Source organism: Nocardia sp. NPDC049190 (assembly GCF_040648115.1).
Taxonomy (GTDB): domain Bacteria; phylum Actinomycetota; class Actinomycetes; order Mycobacteriales; family Mycobacteriaceae; genus Nocardia.
This window is the reverse complement of the sequence record NZ_JBEZDE010000066.1, coordinates 1-19352: the sequence shown is the minus strand read 5'-3', so window position 1 is coordinate 19352 and position 19352 is coordinate 1. Positions and strand designations below refer to the sequence as shown.

Annotated in this window: 16 protein-coding genes and 1 pseudogene; 6 read left to right on the top strand and 11 right to left on the bottom strand. The window is 63.4% G+C overall.

What is annotated here, in order from left to right; all coding sequences use genetic code 11:
• Window positions 1–806: AAA family ATPase (locus AB0B25_RS30525; RefSeq protein WP_357186846.1), on the bottom strand; the 806-nt coding region annotated here is incomplete at its 3' end.
• Window positions 807–1184: 378 nt separating this feature from the next.
• Here AB0B25_RS30525 and AB0B25_RS30520 point away from each other — a divergent pair.
• Window positions 1185–1394, top strand: a complete 210-nt coding sequence (locus tag AB0B25_RS30520; protein ID WP_357186843.1) for a hypothetical protein — start codon at window positions 1185–1187, stop codon at window positions 1392–1394.
• A 395-nt stretch (window positions 1395–1789) separates the two neighbouring features.
• Window positions 1790–1987: a hypothetical protein gene (locus AB0B25_RS30515; RefSeq protein WP_357186840.1), complete on the top strand. Its 198-nt coding sequence runs from the start codon at window positions 1790–1792 to the stop codon at window positions 1985–1987.
• Between the two features lie 542 nt (window positions 1988–2529).
• Here AB0B25_RS30515 and AB0B25_RS30510 read toward each other — a convergent pair.
• The 3 genes from AB0B25_RS30510 to AB0B25_RS30500 form a co-directional block, all read right to left on the bottom strand.
• A complete protein-coding gene (locus AB0B25_RS30510) occupies window positions 2530–3918 on the bottom strand; it encodes a cation:proton antiporter (RefSeq protein ID WP_357186854.1) in 1389 nt (462 codons plus the stop codon).
• Window positions 3919–4375: 457 nt separating this feature from the next.
• Window positions 4376–5884, bottom strand: a complete 1509-nt coding sequence (locus AB0B25_RS30505; RefSeq protein WP_357186838.1) for a tryptophan 7-halogenase — start codon at window positions 5882–5884, stop codon at window positions 4376–4378.
• A gap of 663 nt (window positions 5885–6547) precedes the next feature.
• Window positions 6548–8161 carry a GMC family oxidoreductase N-terminal domain-containing protein gene (locus tag AB0B25_RS30500; protein ID WP_357186835.1) on the bottom strand — a complete coding sequence of 538 codons (1614 nt, stop codon included), beginning with the start codon at window positions 8159–8161 and terminating at the stop codon, window positions 6548–6550.
• A 125-nt stretch (window positions 8162–8286) separates the two neighbouring features.
• On the opposite strand from AB0B25_RS30500, the gene AB0B25_RS30495 reads away from it, so the two are divergent.
• Window positions 8287–8922 carry a TetR/AcrR family transcriptional regulator gene (locus AB0B25_RS30495; protein ID WP_357186832.1) on the top strand — a complete coding sequence of 212 codons (636 nt, stop codon included), beginning with the start codon at window positions 8287–8289 and terminating at the stop codon, window positions 8920–8922.
• Window positions 8923–9204: 282 nt separating this feature from the next.
• Here AB0B25_RS30495 and AB0B25_RS30490 read toward each other — a convergent pair whose 3' ends face one another.
• Both AB0B25_RS30490 and AB0B25_RS30485 read right to left on the bottom strand, forming a co-directional pair.
• Entirely contained in the window at window positions 9205–9459 is a 255-nt protein-coding gene (locus tag AB0B25_RS30490) for a hypothetical protein (RefSeq protein WP_357186829.1), read from the bottom strand.
• A 181-nt stretch (window positions 9460–9640) separates the two neighbouring features.
• A complete protein-coding gene (locus AB0B25_RS30485) occupies window positions 9641–9817 on the bottom strand; it encodes a hypothetical protein (RefSeq protein WP_357186826.1) in 177 nt (58 codons plus the stop codon).
• 206 nt (window positions 9818–10023) lie between these two features.
• Between AB0B25_RS30485 and AB0B25_RS30480 the strand changes: the two genes are divergently transcribed.
• On the top strand, window positions 10024–10197 hold the full coding sequence (locus AB0B25_RS30480) for a hypothetical protein (RefSeq protein WP_357186823.1): 174 nt from the start codon (window positions 10024–10026) through the stop codon (window positions 10195–10197).
• Between the two features lie 242 nt (window positions 10198–10439).
• Here AB0B25_RS30480 and AB0B25_RS30475 read toward each other — a convergent pair whose 3' ends face one another.
• The 5 genes from AB0B25_RS30475 to AB0B25_RS30455 form a co-directional block, all read right to left on the bottom strand.
• Complete coding sequence (locus AB0B25_RS30475; protein WP_357186820.1) at window positions 10440–10748, bottom strand: hypothetical protein; 309 nt, start codon at window positions 10746–10748, stop codon at window positions 10440–10442.
• A 432-nt stretch (window positions 10749–11180) separates the two neighbouring features.
• Complete coding sequence (locus AB0B25_RS30470) at window positions 11181–12839, bottom strand: SulP family inorganic anion transporter (RefSeq protein WP_357186817.1); 1659 nt, start codon at window positions 12837–12839, stop codon at window positions 11181–11183.
• Window positions 12836–14638 (bottom strand): phosphoenolpyruvate carboxykinase (GTP), encoded by a 1803-nt coding sequence (locus AB0B25_RS30465; RefSeq protein ID WP_357186851.1) that lies wholly within the window; start codon window positions 14636–14638, stop codon window positions 12836–12838. Before AB0B25_RS30465 ends, AB0B25_RS30470 begins: the two co-directional genes overlap by 4 nt.
• A 115-nt stretch (window positions 14639–14753) precedes the next feature.
• Window positions 14754–15083: a metalloregulator ArsR/SmtB family transcription factor gene (locus AB0B25_RS30460; protein WP_357186848.1), complete on the bottom strand. Its 330-nt coding sequence runs from the start codon at window positions 15081–15083 to the stop codon at window positions 14754–14756.
• 1293 nt (window positions 15084–16376) lie between these two features.
• Window positions 16377–16883 carry a polyketide cyclase gene (locus tag AB0B25_RS30455; protein ID WP_357186814.1) on the bottom strand — a complete coding sequence of 169 codons (507 nt, stop codon included), beginning with the start codon at window positions 16881–16883 and terminating at the stop codon, window positions 16377–16379.
• Window positions 16884–17229: 346 nt separating this feature from the next.
• Between AB0B25_RS30455 and AB0B25_RS30450 the strand changes: the two genes are divergently transcribed.
• Together AB0B25_RS30450 and AB0B25_RS30445 are read left to right on the top strand one after the other, a co-directional pair.
• Window positions 17230–18006, top strand: coding sequence for a hypothetical protein (locus AB0B25_RS30450; RefSeq protein ID WP_357186811.1), 777 nt, complete (start codon window positions 17230–17232; stop codon window positions 18004–18006).
• Between the two features lie 245 nt (window positions 18007–18251).
• Window positions 18252–18478, top strand: a pseudogene (locus AB0B25_RS30445) (hypothetical protein); the annotation flags it as partial.
• Between the last annotated feature and the right edge of the window lie 874 nt (window positions 18479–19352).

Here is a 19352-nt window from a genome sequence, read left to right as displayed (position 1 = left end):
GCCCACGCCGCGGGCCGTGGAGCCGCTGGATCGTTGCGGGCCATCCGTGCCAGTTGCTCGAGGTAAAACGGGTTTCCGCCGCTCTCGGCGTGCAACTCTCGGACGAGCGGCGATCCTCGTCGTCGCCCCAGTAGGGCAGCTGCCTCACCGATCGTCATTGGCGCCAGTTCGAGTTTGTGTAGGAGATTGTCGCGCATCGCTTGCTCGACCACGCTGAGTAGCAGGTGTGGTGCCTGTCGCGGACGGTAGGCCAGAGCCAGCACCATGCCGGGCACCGGACGCCGTAGTAGGTGACCGATCAGTTCTACGGAGGCGGGGTCGGCCCAGTGCACGTCATCGAGAGCCACCAACAGTGGACGGTCGCGGACAAGCATTTCGAACGTGGCTCGTACCGCGCGGTGGAACTCGAATCGCTCCACTTCCAGTCGACTCGTGAGCCGGTCACCGAGTCGCGACAGCGACGGCAGTATGGCGGCGAGTTCCGTAACTGTGTCGCGTCCCAGATCCTCGATGATCTCGGTCTCGAGCGCCCGGAATCGCTCGTCGAGGGCTTCGACCACCAAACCGTAGGGAATCTCACGCTCGAATTCGGATCCACGTCCGGCCAACACATCGAAACCTGTAGCAACGCTACGTTCGCACAGCTCACCGAGCATGCGCGTCTTGCCGATGCCTGGTTCGCCCACGACGGCCACTACGCCCACCGAGCCTGCCAGACCATCTGCCAGCACCCGTTGCAAGTCCCGCAGTTCCGGCACCCTGCCCACTAATTCGGCGCCCGAATTGGCGCCCGCGAAGCTCAGCACCAACGAAGCTCCCGAGCGACATTGAAGTGCGATGGACCGACCGTGACCGATCCCTTCAGCGTTACCGACAGTTCAAAGCTGCTGTCCGGACCTGGACGCATCAAGACCCTGTACCCCACTCCTCCCACCCTACCGCCGCACCGCGCCGCTAGCACGCTGACAGTTTGCTTACCACAAGACAACACCGATGTCTGGGCGGAACTACGACGCTCAAGTCAGCGACCGACGATGTGCTGACCACCAGGTGATCAGAAAAGAGATGTAATAGGTATTTCCCATACAGCCCCAACGAGAGACGTGTGAGATTCACGTTGTAGCCGACACGTTGCGGCTTCTCTGAAGACAGCGGGCGTACGGCAGCCACCTCGATTATTCCGAATGGACGTGATCACAATGAACGACGTAATGGCACATCACGTCGTCTCCGGGGTTGTGGCGCAGCCAGTGACGCCACTTGGGGCCGACACCGACGTTGGCGCCCGCGCGCTGGGCAGACTGCTGGACCGGACGATCGACACCGGTGTCGATGCGTTCGCAGCGCTCAGACATAGCGGCGAGAACGTCTATCTCGTCGAACCGGGTACCTGACCGGCAACAGCCACGTGCCTCGGGCGAGTCGCCGGTCAGGTACCCACGATTGTCGATGTCTCGGACGTCACAACGGCCGGCACTATCGAACGTGCCCGGGTCGGCGCCACCGCGATCATGGTTTCAACTCGATGTCCTGCTGGCGGCTGACCGAGAACGAATTGCGACAGTACTTCGCCACCGTCGCGGAGTTCGAGTGCTCCGATAATGGTCGGCAATGATCCCTGGATGACAGGCATCTACATGAGCGCCGAACTCCTCGCCGAACTCGTCACAAGCATCGACGCCATCACAATGATCGGGAGTCCAGTGCCGCACGGAGCGGATGAACCGCATCAAGGGACTCAGCGGCGATGCGGTTTCAGTATTCAGCGGCAGCGACCTGCACGCCCCAAATGCCCATCATTTCGGCGCCGCCGGATAGTTCACAGCGAAAACATGTCCTGGTATCCGAACAGAATTTGCAGCTATGGCGGCTGTTGAACGCCGAAGAGGTCGCCGCCGCCGCACTATTCGACCAGCGCGCGCCGCTGCTCACCATCCTTGCGGAGGCGGACTACCCGCCACCATCAAGTCCGGCCTGCGCATCTTGACATCGATTGCCGGTGAACCGCAATTGCCTCAACTGCCGCTGACCAGCGATGCCAGCCGCGCGGTCCGGTTCAAGGGCCGGCGCTTCGCCACTGGGCAGGAGCTCCACGCTATTGCGCAGTGCGTCTCCTACCCGACCACTGTCGCGATGGAGCAGGCGCTACAACGGGCAAGGCGCGGCGCGCCGGCAAGAAGCACCGTGCTGCGGGCAACGATCCACCGGCTGGCCGGATTGCCACCCCGAACCAAAAGGCAGACACAAGGCAGGCATGTGGCGACATGGCTTCATGCACCGGATCGCCCGCGGGTTTCTCCGCGTGGATTACAGCGTCGGCGAGCCTGTCCTGCAACCGATCTGCTGGCACAGCCCATTGACAGGAGGAGCAGGTATCGAGTCGCCCGCATTCGCTGGAAGCTGTTCGGCTTACGGCCGGTGCTACGTCAACGCCTCATAGATCACCCGCCGGTGGATCTTCCGCGCAATCGACGCTACCCGGAGCGCCGCCTGACAGCGCCCTAGTTCCGGATCGTCGACTTGCACGAATCAAGCGGTCCGTTCGGGCCCGCGGTGTGTAGGTCCGGGATGCCCTTCGCTCACAGCATCAGTGGCCGGATTCCGTTTTCCATACTTGGATGACGAGTTATCCACTTCCCGTGGGTCGAGCGATCTGAGCCGTGTCTGCTCCTCACTGGTCTCAGCGATCCGAGCCGCAGCGAGACGCAGAATCGGCGGACTCATCACGGAGGTGATGATCGCGATCAACACGATCACGGTGTAGGTCTCGGTTGTGAGCACGCCGAGTCGCAGTCCGGTGGTTGCTACGACCACTTCTACAATTCCGCGCGAGTTCATGCCGGCACCGAGGGCCAGGCCCTCCCAGCGGTTGAGGCCGCTGGTCCAGGCGCCGAGGAATGCGCCAGCGAACTTGCCCACGACCGCGATCGCCAAAAGCGCTGGAAAGAAGGCGAGGACTATCGGGTTGGCGAGGGCGGATAGGTCCATCCGCAACCCGGTCATCGCGAAGAAGACCGGGGCGAGTATGGCCATGACGACTAGCCGGACCGGGGCTAGTCGTGCCTGAATGTCGACGTCGGCGGCCCGAAGCACGATCCCTGCGACCATCGCACCGAAGACCGCTTCGAGACCGAGCCGTTGAGTTATCGCGCTCGTGGTGAGTATGACCACGACAGCGAGCACTGCAGGTGTCGTTCCTCCGGACCGCTCAGCAGCTCGAAGTCCGGCAGTTACCAGTGGGCGCCCTACGAGTGAGGCGACGACCAGGAACGCCGCGAGGGTGCTGATGGAGAGCAAGACGGCACCGGCGCGTAGTCCGGTAGTAGCCATCGCAGTGACTATTGAAAGGCCGAGCCAGCCGAGGACGTCATCCACGGTGCTGGACACCAGGATCAACTGTCCGATGTTGCGGTGCATCAACTTCAGGTCGATCAGAGTCTTCGCGATCACCGGAATAGCGCTCACACATAGTGCGACACCGAGGAAACCGGCGAATACCGCGCGCTGCGAGCTGTCAGCGAGCAATGACGCGGGTACCAGGCTTCCGGCGCCGATGCCGAGCCCGAGTGGTATCACCAGCCCGGGCAGACTTATCTTGACGGCCGTGCCGCCGCGCCGCTTGACCAGCGCGAGGTCGAGCTGTAGGCCAGTGAGCCCGACCAGCAACACGCAGCCGACCTGCCCGAACGCGTCGAGCGGCTGCATCTGCTCGGACTGCTGGGGAAACAGCGTAGCGAACCACGTAGGTGCCACGTTGCCGAGCAGCGATGGGCCGAGAACTATCCCGGTGAGCAACTCACCGACAATTCTCGGCATCCCCAACCTGTTCGCGAGCTGCCCGAGTATCAGGGCCGCAAGCAATAGAACACCGATCTGTAAAAGGAAGAGAAACAGTGTATGTCCACCGAGAGGCGGCACGGTGTCTTGTGCCAGTAGGTCCACTTTCGAAACTTTCTTACCGATGCGAGGCGTCGAGATACCGATTCGTGGAGATCGGAGTTCTGTGTCAGTCACCAGCAGAGGCCTCGCTGGGCATATGCAGGCCTTGCCACGAAGCGGTGACGACCGAAACTCACTCTGTGGGTGCGGTTTCCACTGTTGATATCACTGCGCGTCAGTCCAGCTCGGGCAGGTCGCACCCGGCACGCGCAGAACCGGCGCCGCCTTCCGAGTTCGTGGCTCGTCTTCGGCGAAACGCCTTATCGAGAGGAGTACGCAATGAACGTTCGCTCCACGGGATCGGGCTTGTTTTCGAGACAAACCTACGCGGAAATATCGGGGCGGCTCGATTGTACTTTTCCAGGCTTGTGTCGGATCGAGGCATAGCTGATCGCACCGCTGGTTGATGGTGTCGTGTGCGCACCGATCACGAGATTCAAGCGGTCGGCGTGTCGGCGGTCCCCGCCGGGATCACCCACCGACGCCCGTCGGCAGATACTCCGAGTCCATTGGCGAACATCGGCTTTCCGCCGTATTCGGGATTTCCGGGCCTGAGTTGTCTCATCGCGATGGTCCCCCCGAGCGCCGCTTCGACTACGGGCACGTGATGCAATCCGACAATATCGTCGCCGTCGCCACGTGCGTGATTGATCATTGCGTCGATGTCCCTCGCCTCGGCAGAGAGACCGGAGTTATCGGGCAGCGCGTCGTCGCGTGACGATATCCCGCCCACCAGGTCGACGAAGGCCTCGACCGGAGCGCCTTGCCGGCCGGTGACACGTTTGGCTTCCCGGAAATATCCCTGCTCGTCGCGCGTTTCGTAGAAAGCGAGGAGGAAGTTGTAGATCCTCTCGTACTCGTGCCGGATACGAGCTTCATACTCGTCGAAGCACGTCACCTCATCCAATTCACCAGCCAGCGCAGTGTTCACGGCGCGGGCGGCCATGAGACCTCCGTAGGTCGCCAGGTGCACTCCAGTCGAAATGACCGGGTCGACGAATAGACCGGCGTCGCCGACCAATGCCATTCCAGGGCACCACAACTCGGTGTGATGGTAGGAGTAGTCCTTGCGCACGCGCAGTTGGTCGTATGGCGGCGTAGTCGCGGTCGGGACTCCGTCGAGGTAGCTGTGCACGATCGGGCACTCGGCGATCATCTGATGATAAGCGGCCCGTCTGTCGCCGCGTAAACGATCGACGTGGTCGCGACGGACTACGACTCCTACACTCGTGAGGTCTTTTGCGAGCGGGATGTACCAGATCCAGCCACTGGGGAACGCCGCGGATAAGATATTGCCCGAGTTCGGAGGTGCGAGCCGCTTTCCGCCCGCGAAATAGCCGAACAAGGCGACGCTGCGGAAATCGGGAGACATCTGCCTATATCCGCCCACCGCATCCCGCAGACGACTGGTATTCCCGGATGCGTCGATCACCCACCGGCTCGTGGTTTGATGCTCCACACCCGCGCCGTCGAAGTGGCGAACCCCGCAGACGCGCCCACCGCTACGCAGGACACCTACCGCTTGATGGCGGTACTTCACCGTCACGCCACAGCGAGCAGCGTTGTCGAGCAGGATCTTGTCGAACTTCATCCGTTCGACCTGGTAAGCGTAGTCAGAGGGTCCGGCAAGCTGCGGCGACAAGGAGAAGGCGAACGTCCACACACCTGGATCACGACCCCATCGAAAGCTGCCGCCCCGTTTGGTAGTGAACCCGGCCGCAGCCACCTCTTCAGACACCCCGAGTAGGGGGCAGATTCCGTGAATGGTGGCAGGAAGTAACGATTCGCCGATCTGGTATCGAGGGAACTGCTCTCTCTCCAGCAGCAGCACTCGATGCCCTTCCTGGGCAATGAGAGTCGCGGTGGTAGAGCCGGCAGGCCCACCACCGACGACGATGACATCGTAATCCACCAAGTAGTCATCGTCGGACAGTTTCTGAGGCATGGCAGTAGATCCTTAAACGGTATTACGGGTGCGCTGGTGAATAGTTGTCAGTACTCACCGATCGTGTCGATCAGGTCGGCAGTCGGCGGACTCGGCGTACCGAAATCCGACCAGATCTGGAGGTCATGCTGATTGCAGTCGGCGCATCCACCCCTCGTATGCTGCACCCCACGCTGGCCGCAGTGGAAGCAGTAGGGACACGTCGAAGCACAGCCGGTCGTCCAACGGGGAAGTTCGCACTACCCATCGGTCCGGATACAGCAAGCTGCTCGGCTTCCATTCAAATATCAGCAACTGCGGATGTCGACAAAGTGGCTGTGGCAGAAGGAATAGCCGCGACCATCCGACTTTCGGCCCGAGTCCACGGAAGCGACAAGAATAGAAGGTCGCCTTCGGCCGTCACCGGATCAGCCCTGCCGTAGGGTAGGAGGCGGGCATCGGCCAAAGCACCAGCACGGACGTTCGAACACGACTTGACCGTCTCACGGCTTCGGTGCGGTCGGTAGGGGGGATATGCCTACTGTTTGCTTGCCAGCTGAGTTGAGTGGTGGTCAACGGTCGGCCAGAAAGTCGTGAAGGACAAGCGCCGAGGTCCGGGACTGGGCGGCAGCCCATGATGGGGAACTGGTGTTCCTACCCACCTAATTGTCTGTGCCTGCGAGTTCATATCCACCGGCCCGTGGTGGCCGGGGTTTTGATGAGGTCGGCGGCTTTCTCTGCGATCATCACGGTAGCTCCGTTGGTGTTGCCGCTGACGACAGCCGGCATCACGGAGGCGTCGACCACGCGTAGTCCAGTGATACCGCGCACCCTCAGTTGCGGGTCGACGACGGCGCGTTCGTCGATGCCCATCGTGCATGTTCCGACGGCGTGGTATTCGGTCTGCGACCACCGTTTCGCATGGTCGGCAAGTGCTGTGTCGTCCAGGGCGGTTTCGGTCGGCAGGTTCAAGTCGCGAAGGTATTTGGCGATCGGGCTCTGGCTGGCGATCTCCAGCGAGGCACGCAGCCCTGCGGTGATGTCCGCGACGTCGTCGGGGTGGGTGAAGTAGGCCGGGTCGATGTGGGGATGGGTCAGCGGGTCGGTCGACCTCAGCCACAACCGGCCACGGCTGCGCGGATGTGTCGATCCAGTCAGCATGGTGAAGTTCGGCAGCGGCGGGCTGGTGTGGCCATGATCGACGAACGCGGTCGCTCCACCGATCAATTGTACGTTGGGCACGTCGAAGCCACTGGTGGACATGAAGGCCCCTACTTCACCGCCGTTGGAGGCGAACGGGCCGCCTCGCCCGCTCTGCCAGACAGCCATGTTCTCGGGGACGGCCATGTCCAGTAGGTCGTTGGAGTGCTGGGTCGCCCACACCAGCGGCACCATGGTGTGGTCGTGCAGGTTCTCTCCTACCCCTGGTACGTCGGCGACGACGTCGATGCCCTGCGCGCGCAACTGGTCGGCCGGGCCGACCCCCGACAACAGCAGCAATTGCGGCGAGTTGATGACCCCACCGCTCAGCAGGACTTCGGACTCCGCATGCGCGGTGTGCTCGGTTCCGTGTTCGATATAGGCAACGCCCCTTGCTCGGTCGCCCTCGAGGAGGACTCGGGTCACGTGGGCGCCGACGCGCACAACAAGATTGGGCCGCAGCAGCGCCGGCCGTAGATATCCATCGGCGCCAGACCAGCGACGTCCGTTGTGGCAGTAGACCTGATAGACGCCCGCACCGATCTGGTCCGCGCCGTTGAAGTCGTCGTTGCGGGTCAAGCCCCATTCCGTCGCGGCGTCCACCCAGGCGTGGGACAACTCATGGGTGAACAACCGATCCTCGATGTGTAGCGGGCCCTCGCTGCCATGGAACGGGGAACTCAGGCGGCTATTGTGCTCGGCCTTGATGAAGTAGGGCAGCACACTGTCGTAGTCCCATCCGACGTTGCCGCGCTCGCCCCATCCGTCGAAGTCGATGCGATGTCCCCGGATATAAATCATCAGATTGATCGAGGAGGACCCGCCCAGTGTCTTTCCTCGCGGAAACGTCCTCGACCCATGATAATGCGCCTGCTTCTCGAGTTCGTAGTCCCAGTCGACCTCTGAGCCGAACAGCGAGCTGAACAGGGCCGGCACCTGGATGGCGTCCAAAGAGTCGGTCGGTCCGGCCTCCAAGAGGAGCACTCGAGCCGAGGGGTCCTCGGTGAGCCGGTTGGCCAGTACACAACCAGCACTACCCGCGCCCACGATGACGTAGTCGAAGTTCTCTGTCGTTGAAAACGATGATGTTTGAGTCATGTCACCACCGTAAGGACATCTGGGGTCGAATACAATCAGATGGCATATAACCCCAGATGGTGATATCGTAACGATATGTTTCCGGGAGTAAGCGACGGCAATGGCAATGAGCGTGGAAGGAACCGATGAGGGATTACGACGGTAAGACCGCGGCTGAACGCGCCGCCGAGCGACGAACGCGACTCATCGATGCGGGCTGTGAGCTGTTCGGCCAACGCGGTTACGCAGCCACGTCGATACGCTCCGTACTGCGGAAAGCAGGATTACGGGACCGCTACTTCGGCGAGAGCTTCGCAGATCTCGACTCGTTGCTGGCCGCCGTCTACGCACAACTGATCGACGAAGAGATCGCCGCCTGCCGCGCGGCGATCGCGAACACGACCGGGGCATCGGCGGGTGCCCGCGCCATGATCGACGCGCTTACGCGCTCGCTCGACAAGAATCCCGCACGCGGCCGCATCAAACTGCGCGAGATACTCAGCGGCGGACCGGTCGCCCTTCGGCAGAGACAGGACGGCCTGCACCAACTCGCCCAACTGGTCGCCGATCTCCTGCCCACGCGTTCGGCTCTGAGCAGGAACGAGGTACTACTGCTCGGACTCGCTATCGTGGCAGCCGCCGATGAACTCCTGCTTGCGTGGATCGACGGTGAACAAGGACTGACCCGCGGCGCTGTGGTCGACCTCGTGATGCTGGTGTTCGATGCGATCGCTCACCGGATGAGCTCCGGACTCCCCGCCAGCCTGAGCACGAGTACGTAACCAAAACCAATCGTGGCCAGCTCCGCGTCGCCGCCATTGTGGCGCTCAAATCGCTCGTAGGGTGGGACTATCGAATGCCAGCCTCCGATAGCGATTACCTCCCGGACGTTCCTCGGCGGTCAACCCTCGATCACATGTGCGTTGATCCGATTGGTGCCGTGCGGGTCTCGGCCAGTTCAGGCACGTACTTGTAGATCGCGGACCCCCAGCAGCGGGGCGGCCGAGGACACCCTCTCCTCCAGGCGGGTGAGGATGCCGCAGGCTTGTTGGATCTGTTCATCGTCATGGCCAGTGGCCGGCCGAGGCGCTGCCCGCGGCCGCGAGGCCCTCGCGGCGGCCCTGCACGATGAGCTGGCGGATGAACTCGCCAGGGACAGTGAAGATATGCAACACCGGACGCCGGCCGGGGGTGGTGGTGTCGATCGCCTCATACAGGGACCTGCGATTCCATACCGCCACCGTCGACGAGGTCAGGGTCGAAGGATCCCCGGACATAACTCCGGCGCAGTTTGTGGCTTTCTTCTGCTCGTCGATCATCGACGGATTCTTCACCGCTTTGCTGTCGACCACAGAGTGGAACTGAAGTCCGACGCGCACCACCCTCGGCGCATCGGCATCGATCGGCGACACCGATGAGACACCGGCCCGCTCAATCGTCGCTACGAGGCTGGTCTCCGGAAATTCGTGAATCAGCACAGCAGGGTGCAGCGACTACAGGTCACGACGGTGGCAGGGTTGCTGTGGTGTTGGAGCGGATCCGGTAGCGGTCGAGGATGTTTGTGCCGACGACGGTGAATCCGGGCACGGCGACCATCCCGCGCCCTGGTCCGCTGACGTGGGGGTGGTTCTGGCCAGGCAGGAGATCGAGGGCCTGCTCGAGCGGCTGGTCGATCAATCGCTGGTGACCGTGCACATTACATCAACCACGGTGCGGCATTTACTGCTGGAAAGCCTGCGGGTGTTCGCCCAGCAACGGCTCCACGAGCGTTCCACCAGCGAGGTGGATGAATCGGCCCGGATGGCCGCTCGCCACCGCCGCTACTACCATGACAAGGTCCTTACGCATCGGCTCACTGGTTCGGTCCCGCCGAGAAGCAACTGTTGGATTGGGCGCCCGCCGAATGGGACAACCTTCTGACCGCGATCGAGTCCAGCCTCACCGCCCCCGACGAAGCCGTGCCGAAACTGCAAATCTGGTGTGGTCTGATCGCGTTCCGCGTCCACCTCCCCCTGGCCACCAAGGCTGCTCAACTCACCGGGGGACTTGAACGTTGAGCGCCAAGACCGGCGTCGACATCGAGAAAATGGGAGCCCTCGGCCCCGAAATCACCACAGCGATGGGCATCGCCTACCTGAGATCCGCCGCCTGCTGGTCGCGTTCACGCTCACCCCGGTACATGTTGCCGATCACATCTGGGCCTGGTCGCGCTGGCGGCGACGCCGACAACACCAGGCCCGGTTATCGCACTACCGGCGCGGGGCCACCCACTGATCTGAGTACTGTCGCACGATGCACGCTAGTCCGGTGTGTCCTTGGCCATCAGAGTCAGAACCTTCAGGTGGCCTCGAGTACGCGGGTCGTTCGGGAACCGAGCATTGACCGCTGGCACGAAGTCCCCGCGCAGCGTGTGCAGGATCTCCCGCCTGCCCTGGTCCGGCAACGATTTCAGGTCAACGGCCCCCAAATTCTCATCGAGCACCGTCTTCAGCCATGTCTTCGTCTCTTGATCGGTGATCGAGCCATGCAGGAACTCGACTGCCCACTCGAACAGGCCGAACTGCGCTGTCCAGCCGTACTCCTGCGAGATGAAAATGTCCTTGGCCATCAACTTTCCACCTACGACGACCATGTGCGTCGACCCAGTACCGCTCGGCGATACAAGACGGTTACGACGAGTGGTCCGAACAATGTGGGCAGGCTAGCTGACGTTCTCTGCCTGGATGCCCCCAACAGTGGTAAACGGTGTGTGAAGCAAGGCGGGCATGCAGGCAGTCGAACTCACGCTTGTGTCCCGAGCCGGGAATTCGTTGAGTAAGTGCGTTGTAGGCTCGCGTGGAAGGGTCGGCCGGTGGCCGAGGTGGTGTTGACCGACGAGGGGCGGCAGACGCTGGAGTGGTAGTCGCGGCGAGCGAAGTCGGCGCAGGCGCGGCCGGACGGGCCGCGCACGATCACTGACGAGCAGGCCGACATAGATCCGGCAGGGTGCCGCCACGGATGTACCGGATGCGCTGTTCGAGTGTCAGTGTAGGTCGGGCGCTCATCTGGTCTGTCCGGTCGGGCTGTATGCGCATCGGTGGGCGTGGACGATGGCCTCGGGCGTGTGGGTGAAGATATGCGCGTCGCCGCCGGCGGGCAGGGCACCGATCGCGGCGAGGCGGCGTCGATGGTCCTCGCGCAGGCCGGACATCAGGACGGTGATGTGGCGGTGTTCCAGTTTGCCGATCGCGTCTTTGAGCACGAGACTGCCGGTGGTGTCCAAGGCGGTGATGCCGGACATGCGCAGGATGACCACACGCACGTCCGACACTTCGGCCAGCTCCAGCAGGAACCGATGGGCAGCGGCGAAGAACAGTGGTCCGTCGATGCGGTAGGCGACGATGTGGTCGTGCAGAAGGTCGTGTTCTTCGGTCAGGTGGTCGGTGTCGTCGACGGGCCTCTCGAGCGGGATCTGCTGCAGCCGAGCTTCTTTTGCGACCGACCGCAGGGCGAGCACGATGGCGATGCCGACTCCGACGACGACGGCGGTCACCAGGTCCAAGGCGACGGTGACGCCGAAGGTGATCGCCATGATGAGTGCGTCGCTGCGTGAGGCGCGGGCGATCGCGGCCAGCGACGCGGTCTCCACCATCCGTACGGTCGTCGCCAGCAGCACTCCGGCGAGGGCTGCCAGCGGGATGTCGGCCACCAGGGGTGCGGCCGAATAGATGATCGCGGCCAGCACGACGGCGTGGGTGAGTGCGGCGAGGCGGGTGTGCGCGCCGGAACGGACGTTGACCGCGGTGCGGGCGATCGCGCCGGTGGCGGGCACACCGCCGAACAGTGGGGCGGCGAGGTTGGCCATGCCTTGGCCGAACAGTTCGCGGTCGGGGTTGTGGCGGGTGCCCACGGCCATCGCGTCGGCGGCCGTCGCCGACAACAGCGATTCCAGTGCGGCCAGCGCCGCCACCGCCAACGCCGGCGCCAGTAGGGACCGGAGCTGGTCGAGGTGGACGAATCCCAGTGTGGGGGCGGGCAGTCCGGACGGGATTTCCCCGATGGGAGTCAGGTCCAGACCGAGCACCTGCGCAACGACGGTGGCGGCGGCCACAGCGAGCAACGCGAACGGCAGTTTCGGCAGATACCGTCCACCGACCAGGACAACAGCGGCAACCGTCAGCGTGGTGGCCGGCGTCAGGGGGTGTGGGTGCGACAGGAATTGGCTGACCGCGTCGATTGCCGACTGCCACACTTTCTCGCCCTCGGCATGGGCTATGTGAAGTGCGGACGGGAACTGTTGCAGTGCAATGACAACCGCGATACCAGCGGTGAACCCCTCGATCACCGGGGCCGGCATGTACCGTACCGCCCGCCCGATCCCGGCGACTGCGAGTACCACGAGCACGAGGCCAGCCAGCAGGCCCACGGCGAGCACCCCGCTCGCGCCATGCTGGCCGACGATCGGCACCAAGACCACAGTCATCGCTCCGGTGGGGCCGGACACCTGGAAGCGGGAGCCACCGAATACCGCCGCGACCGCGCCTGCGACTACGGCGGTGGCCAGCCCGGCGGCAGCGCCCAGCCCCGAGGAGATCCCGAAGCCGAGCGCGAGCGGCAGCGCTACCAGCGCCACCATAAGACCCGACAGTAGGTCCGCGCCGGGGGCGCGGACCGCGGGCCTCCAGTCCGACCAGCGTGGCAGTAATGCGAACGCGTTCACCGGGCGTCGGCCAGACGCAGCTTCAGCGCGGCCAACTGCTCACGCAGTTGTTCGGGCAGCCGATTGCCACCGATGGTGGCGTACCACTCGTCGATCGACGCGGTCTCAGCCACCCACTCGTCGAGGTCGACGGCCAGCGCCGCGGCGGCCAGTTTCCGGGATGCTTCCTCGAGTCCGGTCAGGTCGAGGCTCTCGGTAGTCGGCACAAACCCGATCGGTGTTTCGACGGCATCGGCGGCACCGTCCAAGCGCTCGAGTGCCCACTTCAACACGCGCACGTTGTCGCCGAAGCCTGGCCACAAGAATGTGCCGTCGGCACCGCGGCGGAACCAATTGACCTGGAAGATTCTCGGCAACTTCGCCGGATCGGCGGAGGATCCGAGCTTCAACCAGTGCGCGAAGTAGTCGCCGACGTGATAGCCCAGGAACGGCAGCATCGCCATCGGATCCCGCCGCACCACACCCACCGCTCCAGCCGCTGCCGCGGTAGTTTCCGACGACAGCACCGACGCGGTGAACACCCCGTGTGCCCAATCGAAGGTTTCGGCCACCAGCGGCACCGTCGTCTTGCGGCGGCCGCCGAAGAAGATCGCCGAGATCGGCACTCCGGTCGGATCGTTCCACTCCGACGCCACCGACGGGCACTGCTCGATCGGTGTGCAGTAGCGGGAATTAGGGTGCGCTGCGGGGAGTTTCGATTCGGGTGTCCAGTCTCGGCCACGCCAGTCGATCAGGTGTGTGGGCGGCTGCCCGGTGAGGCCCTCCCACCAGATGTCGCCGTCGTCCGTGCGGGCGGTGTTGGTGAAGATCGAGTTGCCCATGTCGATGGTGGCGATCGCGTTCGGGTTGGTTTTCGCGCCGGTGCCGGGAGCGACACCGAAGAATCCGGTCTCCGGGTTCGCCGCGTACAGCCGGCCGTCACGACCGAACCGCATCCAGGCGATGTCGTCACCGATCGTCTCGGCCGTCCACCCCGCCAAGGCAGGTTCGAGCATGGCGAGGTTGGTCTTCCCGCACGAGGACGGGAATGCCGCCGCGATGTAGTGGGTCTTGCCTTGTGGGGAGGTGAGTTTGAGGATCAGCATGTGCTCGGCCAGCCACCCCTCGTCGCGACCGAGCACTGAGGCGATTCGCAGTGCGAAACATTTCTTGCCCAGCAGCGCATTACCGCCGTACCCGGACCCATAGCTCCAGATCGTGCGCGTCTCCGGGAAGTGCGCGACGTATTTGGTCTTGTCACACGGCCACGCCACATCGGACTGTCCGGCGCCCAGCGGAGCACCGACCGAGTGCAGGCAGTGCACGAAGTCCGTTCCTTCGGTGAGCTTTTCCCATACGGGCGCGCCAGAGCGGGTCATGATCTGCATCGACACCGCGACGTACTCCGAATCGGTGATCTGCACACCGAATTTCGGGTCCTCGGCATCCCATGGACCCATGCAGAACGCGATCACATACATCGTCCGCCCGGACATCGCGCCGCGGTAGTGCTCGGTCATCACCGTGCGCATGTCCATCGGATCGACCCAGTTGTTGGTCGGGCCCGCATCCTCGCGACTGTCCGAGCAGATGAACGTGCGGTCCTCCACCCGCGCGACATCGTCGGGATCCGACACGCACCAGAACGAGTTCGGCTTCGCGGACAGGGGCACGAAGGAGCCCTTCTCGACCAACAGACCGGTGAGCCGGTCCCACTCGGCACGCGAGCCATCGCAGAAAACGATGCGATCCGGTGCGGTCAACTCCGCGACTTCGGCGATCCACGCCAGGACGCCTTCGTGATCGATCGGTGCCTGCATGCTCGCGGCAACATCAAGATGGTCGGTCACGACTGATATCTCCTTCGAAAACTATTAGGTTCCTAGTTTATAAAAATTGCAATCAGTGTTCAGGCGTCCCTCTCGGTGGCCACGGTCAGGCGGATTGTTCGAGGGCTTCGACCTGGCCGGCGATGACGCCGGTGAGGATTGCTCGTGCAACGCCCAGCAACTCGGCGACCTCAGGGGTGGTCAATTCGTAGGTCACAGAGAGTCCTTCGCGGCGCGCGGCCACCAGGCCGGCGCGCCGCAAGATCGACAACTGCTGAGACAGGTTGGCCGCCTCGATATCGATCTCGGTCAGCATCTCCGAAACGGCGTGCTCACGCTGGCTGAGCAGTTCGAGTACACGCACACGCACCGGATGTCCGAGCGTTTTGAAGAAGTCGGCCTTCATCTGATAAAGCGGACGTTGCGATCCCGGCATCGATGAGTCACACCCTTCCACTTCAATCGGACAGCAGGTATCGCCATCCATGATGGCTACACTGTTTGCAGAGTTTAGCAAACAGTGCAAACGCTGTAGCGGGGACACAGGGTGCAGCCGACATTCAAGAGGCCGACACTGCGCGTGAGACGAGGACGTCGTGGGCGAAGTTTCAGGGTGGACCGGCTGAAGAACATGCTCGCCGCCAGGCGGGCGACGGTATCGGCCGAGGGCGAAACCCGGGACGTGACAGAGCGTGAAGTGATCGACGCGGCAACAGCCTTGCCGGTACTCTCGCATTGCCGACGACGTTCGGGATGGAGACCTCCTTCACCTCGACCACCGGCGCGGCGGGTGCGGTCGGTGCGGCGAAAAGCCCGCGATCCTTCGGCGGGCCCAACGACACTGGCCTGGGCACGCTGAGTAGTCGCCGCAGGTGCTCGCCGAAGCCGGCCATGGGTCACAGGCCGGGGGTCGCCGCCGAATGGGGGATCGCGACGATCGACCGGTCGAAGGTGGAGGGTTGCGCTCGAAGCGCCTGGTAACGCGGGGGTGGCTGGATCAGCGGCCCTCAGAGGTATTCACGATCATCGAATAATGCTGGTGTGGTGGATGTTTGACAGTTCTCACCGCGCTCGCGCAGCGGATTCGCTGAACACCGAGAGAATTCGACTCTGAGACCAGGTGGTCGCGTTATCGGGGCCTGGCCATCCCCACTCCGGTAGATGCACGCCGTCAGCGACCGACAGTGACCGCGATTCCGGTTGCAGCTGTGGTGATTCAGGTGACCACCCCAACGCGCCTGCTGTTCGGCAGAGCGGCACCACACGTCCACCCGCGGCACTCCCCTGCCTCGGCCGCACGCCGTGCGCAAGCGTTGTAGGCGGCAGTAGAGCGTTGACCGCGGTGATATCGAGTCCGCGCGACGGCGGGTCGGCAATCGCCGCGACAACCCGCCGCGAGCCAGAGTGAGCAGGGCTTGACGGGCCGGGTCGAGTGTGCGCCGAGCCGTGCCGATCGCGCGGCAGTGTCGGCGGATCATCCCGGCGCCGAACTGGAGGGTCTGACGCGACACCGGCAGCACGGAACGGTGGAACAGCAACAGAATCCTTGGGGTGTAGCGTCGGTCGACAGCCGTCCTAGCGAGCACTACCTCGTATCCAGTCCAGGCGCGCCGTATCCAGTTCCGTTGATACCAGCAGGACCCGTGAAAGGCCCTTATCGCGGCCAGATGAAGTCCCCGCTACCTGCCATTTGCACCGCCTGCGACTCACCGTTGTCCGGCCCGCGTCGTCACAGGTGGGTGTGGTGCCGCTCGGCGAGTAGCTTCAGGTTGAGCAACTGCCGTCGAGCCATGATCAGGTCGCCGATGGACAATCCGAGCGCCACCCCGCGGCTGGTTTGCATGACCAGTTTGAACAGTAGGCGTGTCGTGTCGTGCCCCTCAGCCACGAGGACGTAGGACATGACGGCGCCCCGGATGGTGCCGGTCAGCTCTTTCCCCGGGTCAACCGAAACGATCCGGCCCAGCCTGCGTCCGCAGGCGGTCGTGAACCTTTCACCGACGTGCGGCTCAGGAAGATCTACCAGCTCGCGAGGTGAACGGCGACCCAGGTTGTCGATCCAATCGTACGAGTAGGGCGCCAGCCTCACTTGGGTGACCCATGGCCATACCGCTTCGGAAGGCGCCTGGACACTCACACCCCGCCACGCCTCCAGTGCGGGTGAGGCGAGGAAGTCGTCGCAGGGGTAGCGGCGCATGATCTCACTGTCGCTCACACCCCACCGGTCACCGATCATGCATCGATCTTCACTCCCCGCCGGCCTGCGTTCAAGACTTGCTTGCCACGGAACCTCCGTCGAGGCCAGTGAGCCACGCTATTTTTTATCACCATCATGACGAAACGCATCCATGTCATGGCCGGATAACTCTCCCCAACTGGCCGCCGGCGCCAAACTGGAACCGGCCACTGACACGTTGCCTACCAACAACATCCAGACACCGGGTCGTACATCATCCTGCTGGAATCAACCCTGTCGCCTTACACTTGGCCGAGGGTATGGCCTACCCCCAGCACATGCCGATTCCGCACCCGAATCGGCAATGTCGGTATTCGACACGAACACGCTCCAGCAAGGATTCGACATGACCACAACAATCAGCACTGCGAAAATTGCCCGCACGCCGGAAGCAGCTGCCACGGCGCTCGACGCCACTGCCGAAGAGATCGACCTCATGTCGATGTCCGAGCGGATCGATTTTCTTCGCGCTCTGCGCGCGGGTCCAGCCGCCGCGCTGGGTGCGGGCGACAAATGGCTCAATCTGGAAGGAGTCATCGCCTTCTTCCAGGACCAAAGCCTAGGGTCGCCAGGAACTTGGGTCTCCCATGTCAACGCTGGCGTACTCGAGGGCGTCGAGCGGGGAATCGCACTGGCTGTCGATCCGGACGGCAGCGACTTCGACAATCCCGGAGCCCGCGAGTGGGCTCGCTACCTCGAACTGCTTCGAACAGGTGAGCTCGACATCCCCACGGCGCATGCCAGCGCATGGAGCCGAGCGAAGAAAGTGGGAACAGACTATGGCGTCGCGCTCGCAGCCCGGCACGGTCTCGCCCCCACCGCTGTCGAAGAGCGATTCCTCCGGATCGCCGAGGGTTACAACTGGGCCATGAGCAACCGTGCGCCAGTCGACTTCCTGGTGGCCTTCGCCGGATATTTCGACGCAAGTCTGGCCGGCATCGACCCCGCAGCCGTGGACCGACTCTTCGCGGTCGGTAGTGCCGACGCAGCACGCCGTGGCTGCCAAATCGCCTACGCGGCCGCACTGATCGAACCCACGCCAGAATCCCTCACCCACTTCCGGCCACTGCTCGCGATGCTCCCGTCGATGTTCAACACATTGGCGCAGGAGGACTCCAGGTAGCGACGGCGCGCCTCGGCGGCGCTGAGCGCCTCCATCGGACACGCCCGACGCGAGCACGGTGAACGCGGCATCGGTGAGGTTGTCGGCAACCTCACCGATGCCCCGTGCCCTCGAGGCTTATTCAGCGGCAGGGTAACGGCTCCGTCGGCTGGGATGCGTGTGTCGCAGCGCAGGAAGGACAGCCTGCCCAGAAAATCGTTCTGCTACAAACCGTTTCGCTGAGCAAAACGAAATTCCAATGTCCTCTGCGCCAAAATTTTCCGAGGGGAACCGACCCGTCCAGGTGGAAGGCGAGCCAAAAGGACCTGTCGCCGCAATATTGAACGCCAGGCCCCGCAAGGCCCTCGGATGCAAGACACCCGCTGAGGCATTCGACGAACATCTACAATCCCTGCACCCCGCTGGTGTTGCGACGACCAGTCGAGCCCAAGTTGCGATCCCGCATCGCTGTGATGGATCAGTCCTTCGGTGATGGCGTGACCATCGTGGTCGCGCCGCCACAGCGCCGTCCTCAGTGCGGTGGCGACCATGACGGTGTCCTTGATCGTGGCGGCCTGCCAGCCCACGATGGAAGGGGAGAAGCAGTCGATCACGATCGCCACACACACCACCCCCAGCGTCGGAGGGCTTTCTCCATGATCGGCCCACCCGCACAGCGGGACCAGAACGGGACCGCAGGTGCTCCGACAGCTTGCCACTGGCCCCGGTGATCTCGCGGCGGTCCGGGTGCAGATATCGCTCGGTGGTCCGGCTGTCGGAGTGCCTGCGATCTTCTGGAGCACATGCAGACTCACCCCGCGTCAGCCGCGCCTGGTTGCCTTTGGCGCCCTTGTCCGCCACGCCACCCGGTGATGGTGTTGTCTGCAGCCGAACCCGCCACGTCCAGGTCTTGGTGTCGATGTCACCCGACCCGGCAGCTGGACACTTCGCCGATCCGGGAGGCGGTGCGCGCGGCGAGGATCACCACATCACCCCAGCCCTGATAGCGATCCGCGGAACGCTTCACGGATGCACCAGCCAGCGTGCCAGGGCCAACCAGTCGGGCAGTCCCAGCGAACGTGGGTCATCGAGTTTGGTTCCGTCGTGAAACTCGGCGTCGGTTGGTCGCGAATCTCGGCACCGTCTGCGGGGAGGGGATGTTTGTGATCGCGAATTTGGATACCACTGTTTCTCTGTGTCGGGTCTGGCCTGCCTTCCTGTGGAGACGGCGGTGGTGAGTGCGGTGAACCCCCCCGGCTTGTCTGGAGACTTTGATGTTCCCCGGGTTTCGTAGAGTCGACATACAGGACTTCAGGCCACGGGTTGGACGGACGATTGCATCATCTCGTACTCGATCGGAGATCGCA

Coding starts and splice junctions, on each gene's coding strand:
- AB0B25_RS30520 (WP_357186843.1), top strand. CDS start 1,185: ATGGACGTGATCACAATGAACGACGTAATGGCACATCACGTCGTCTCC.
- AB0B25_RS30515 (WP_357186840.1), top strand. CDS start 1,790: ATGCCCATCATTTCGGCGCCGCCGGATAGTTCACAGCGAAAACATGTC.
- AB0B25_RS30505 (WP_357186838.1), bottom strand. CDS start 5,884: ATGCCTCAGAAACTGTCCGACGATGACTACTTGGTGGATTACGATGTC.
- AB0B25_RS30500 (WP_357186835.1), bottom strand. CDS start 8,161: ATGACTCAAACATCATCGTTTTCAACGACAGAGAACTTCGACTACGTC.
- AB0B25_RS30495 (WP_357186832.1), top strand. CDS start 8,287: ATGAGGGATTACGACGGTAAGACCGCGGCTGAACGCGCCGCCGAGCGA.
- AB0B25_RS30490 (WP_357186829.1), bottom strand. CDS start 9,459: ATGATCGACGAGCAGAAGAAAGCCACAAACTGCGCCGGAGTTATGTCC.
- AB0B25_RS30475 (WP_357186820.1), bottom strand. CDS start 10,748: ATGGCCAAGGACATTTTCATCTCGCAGGAGTACGGCTGGACAGCGCAG.
- AB0B25_RS30465 (WP_357186851.1), bottom strand. CDS start 14,638: ATGCAGGCACCGATCGATCACGAAGGCGTCCTGGCGTGGATCGCCGAA.
- AB0B25_RS30460 (WP_357186848.1), bottom strand. CDS start 15,083: ATGCCGGGATCGCAACGTCCGCTTTATCAGATGAAGGCCGACTTCTTC.
- AB0B25_RS30455 (WP_357186814.1), bottom strand. CDS start 16,883: ATGATCGGTGACCGGTGGGGTGTGAGCGACAGTGAGATCATGCGCCGC.
- AB0B25_RS30450 (WP_357186811.1), top strand. CDS start 17,230: ATGACCACAACAATCAGCACTGCGAAAATTGCCCGCACGCCGGAAGCA.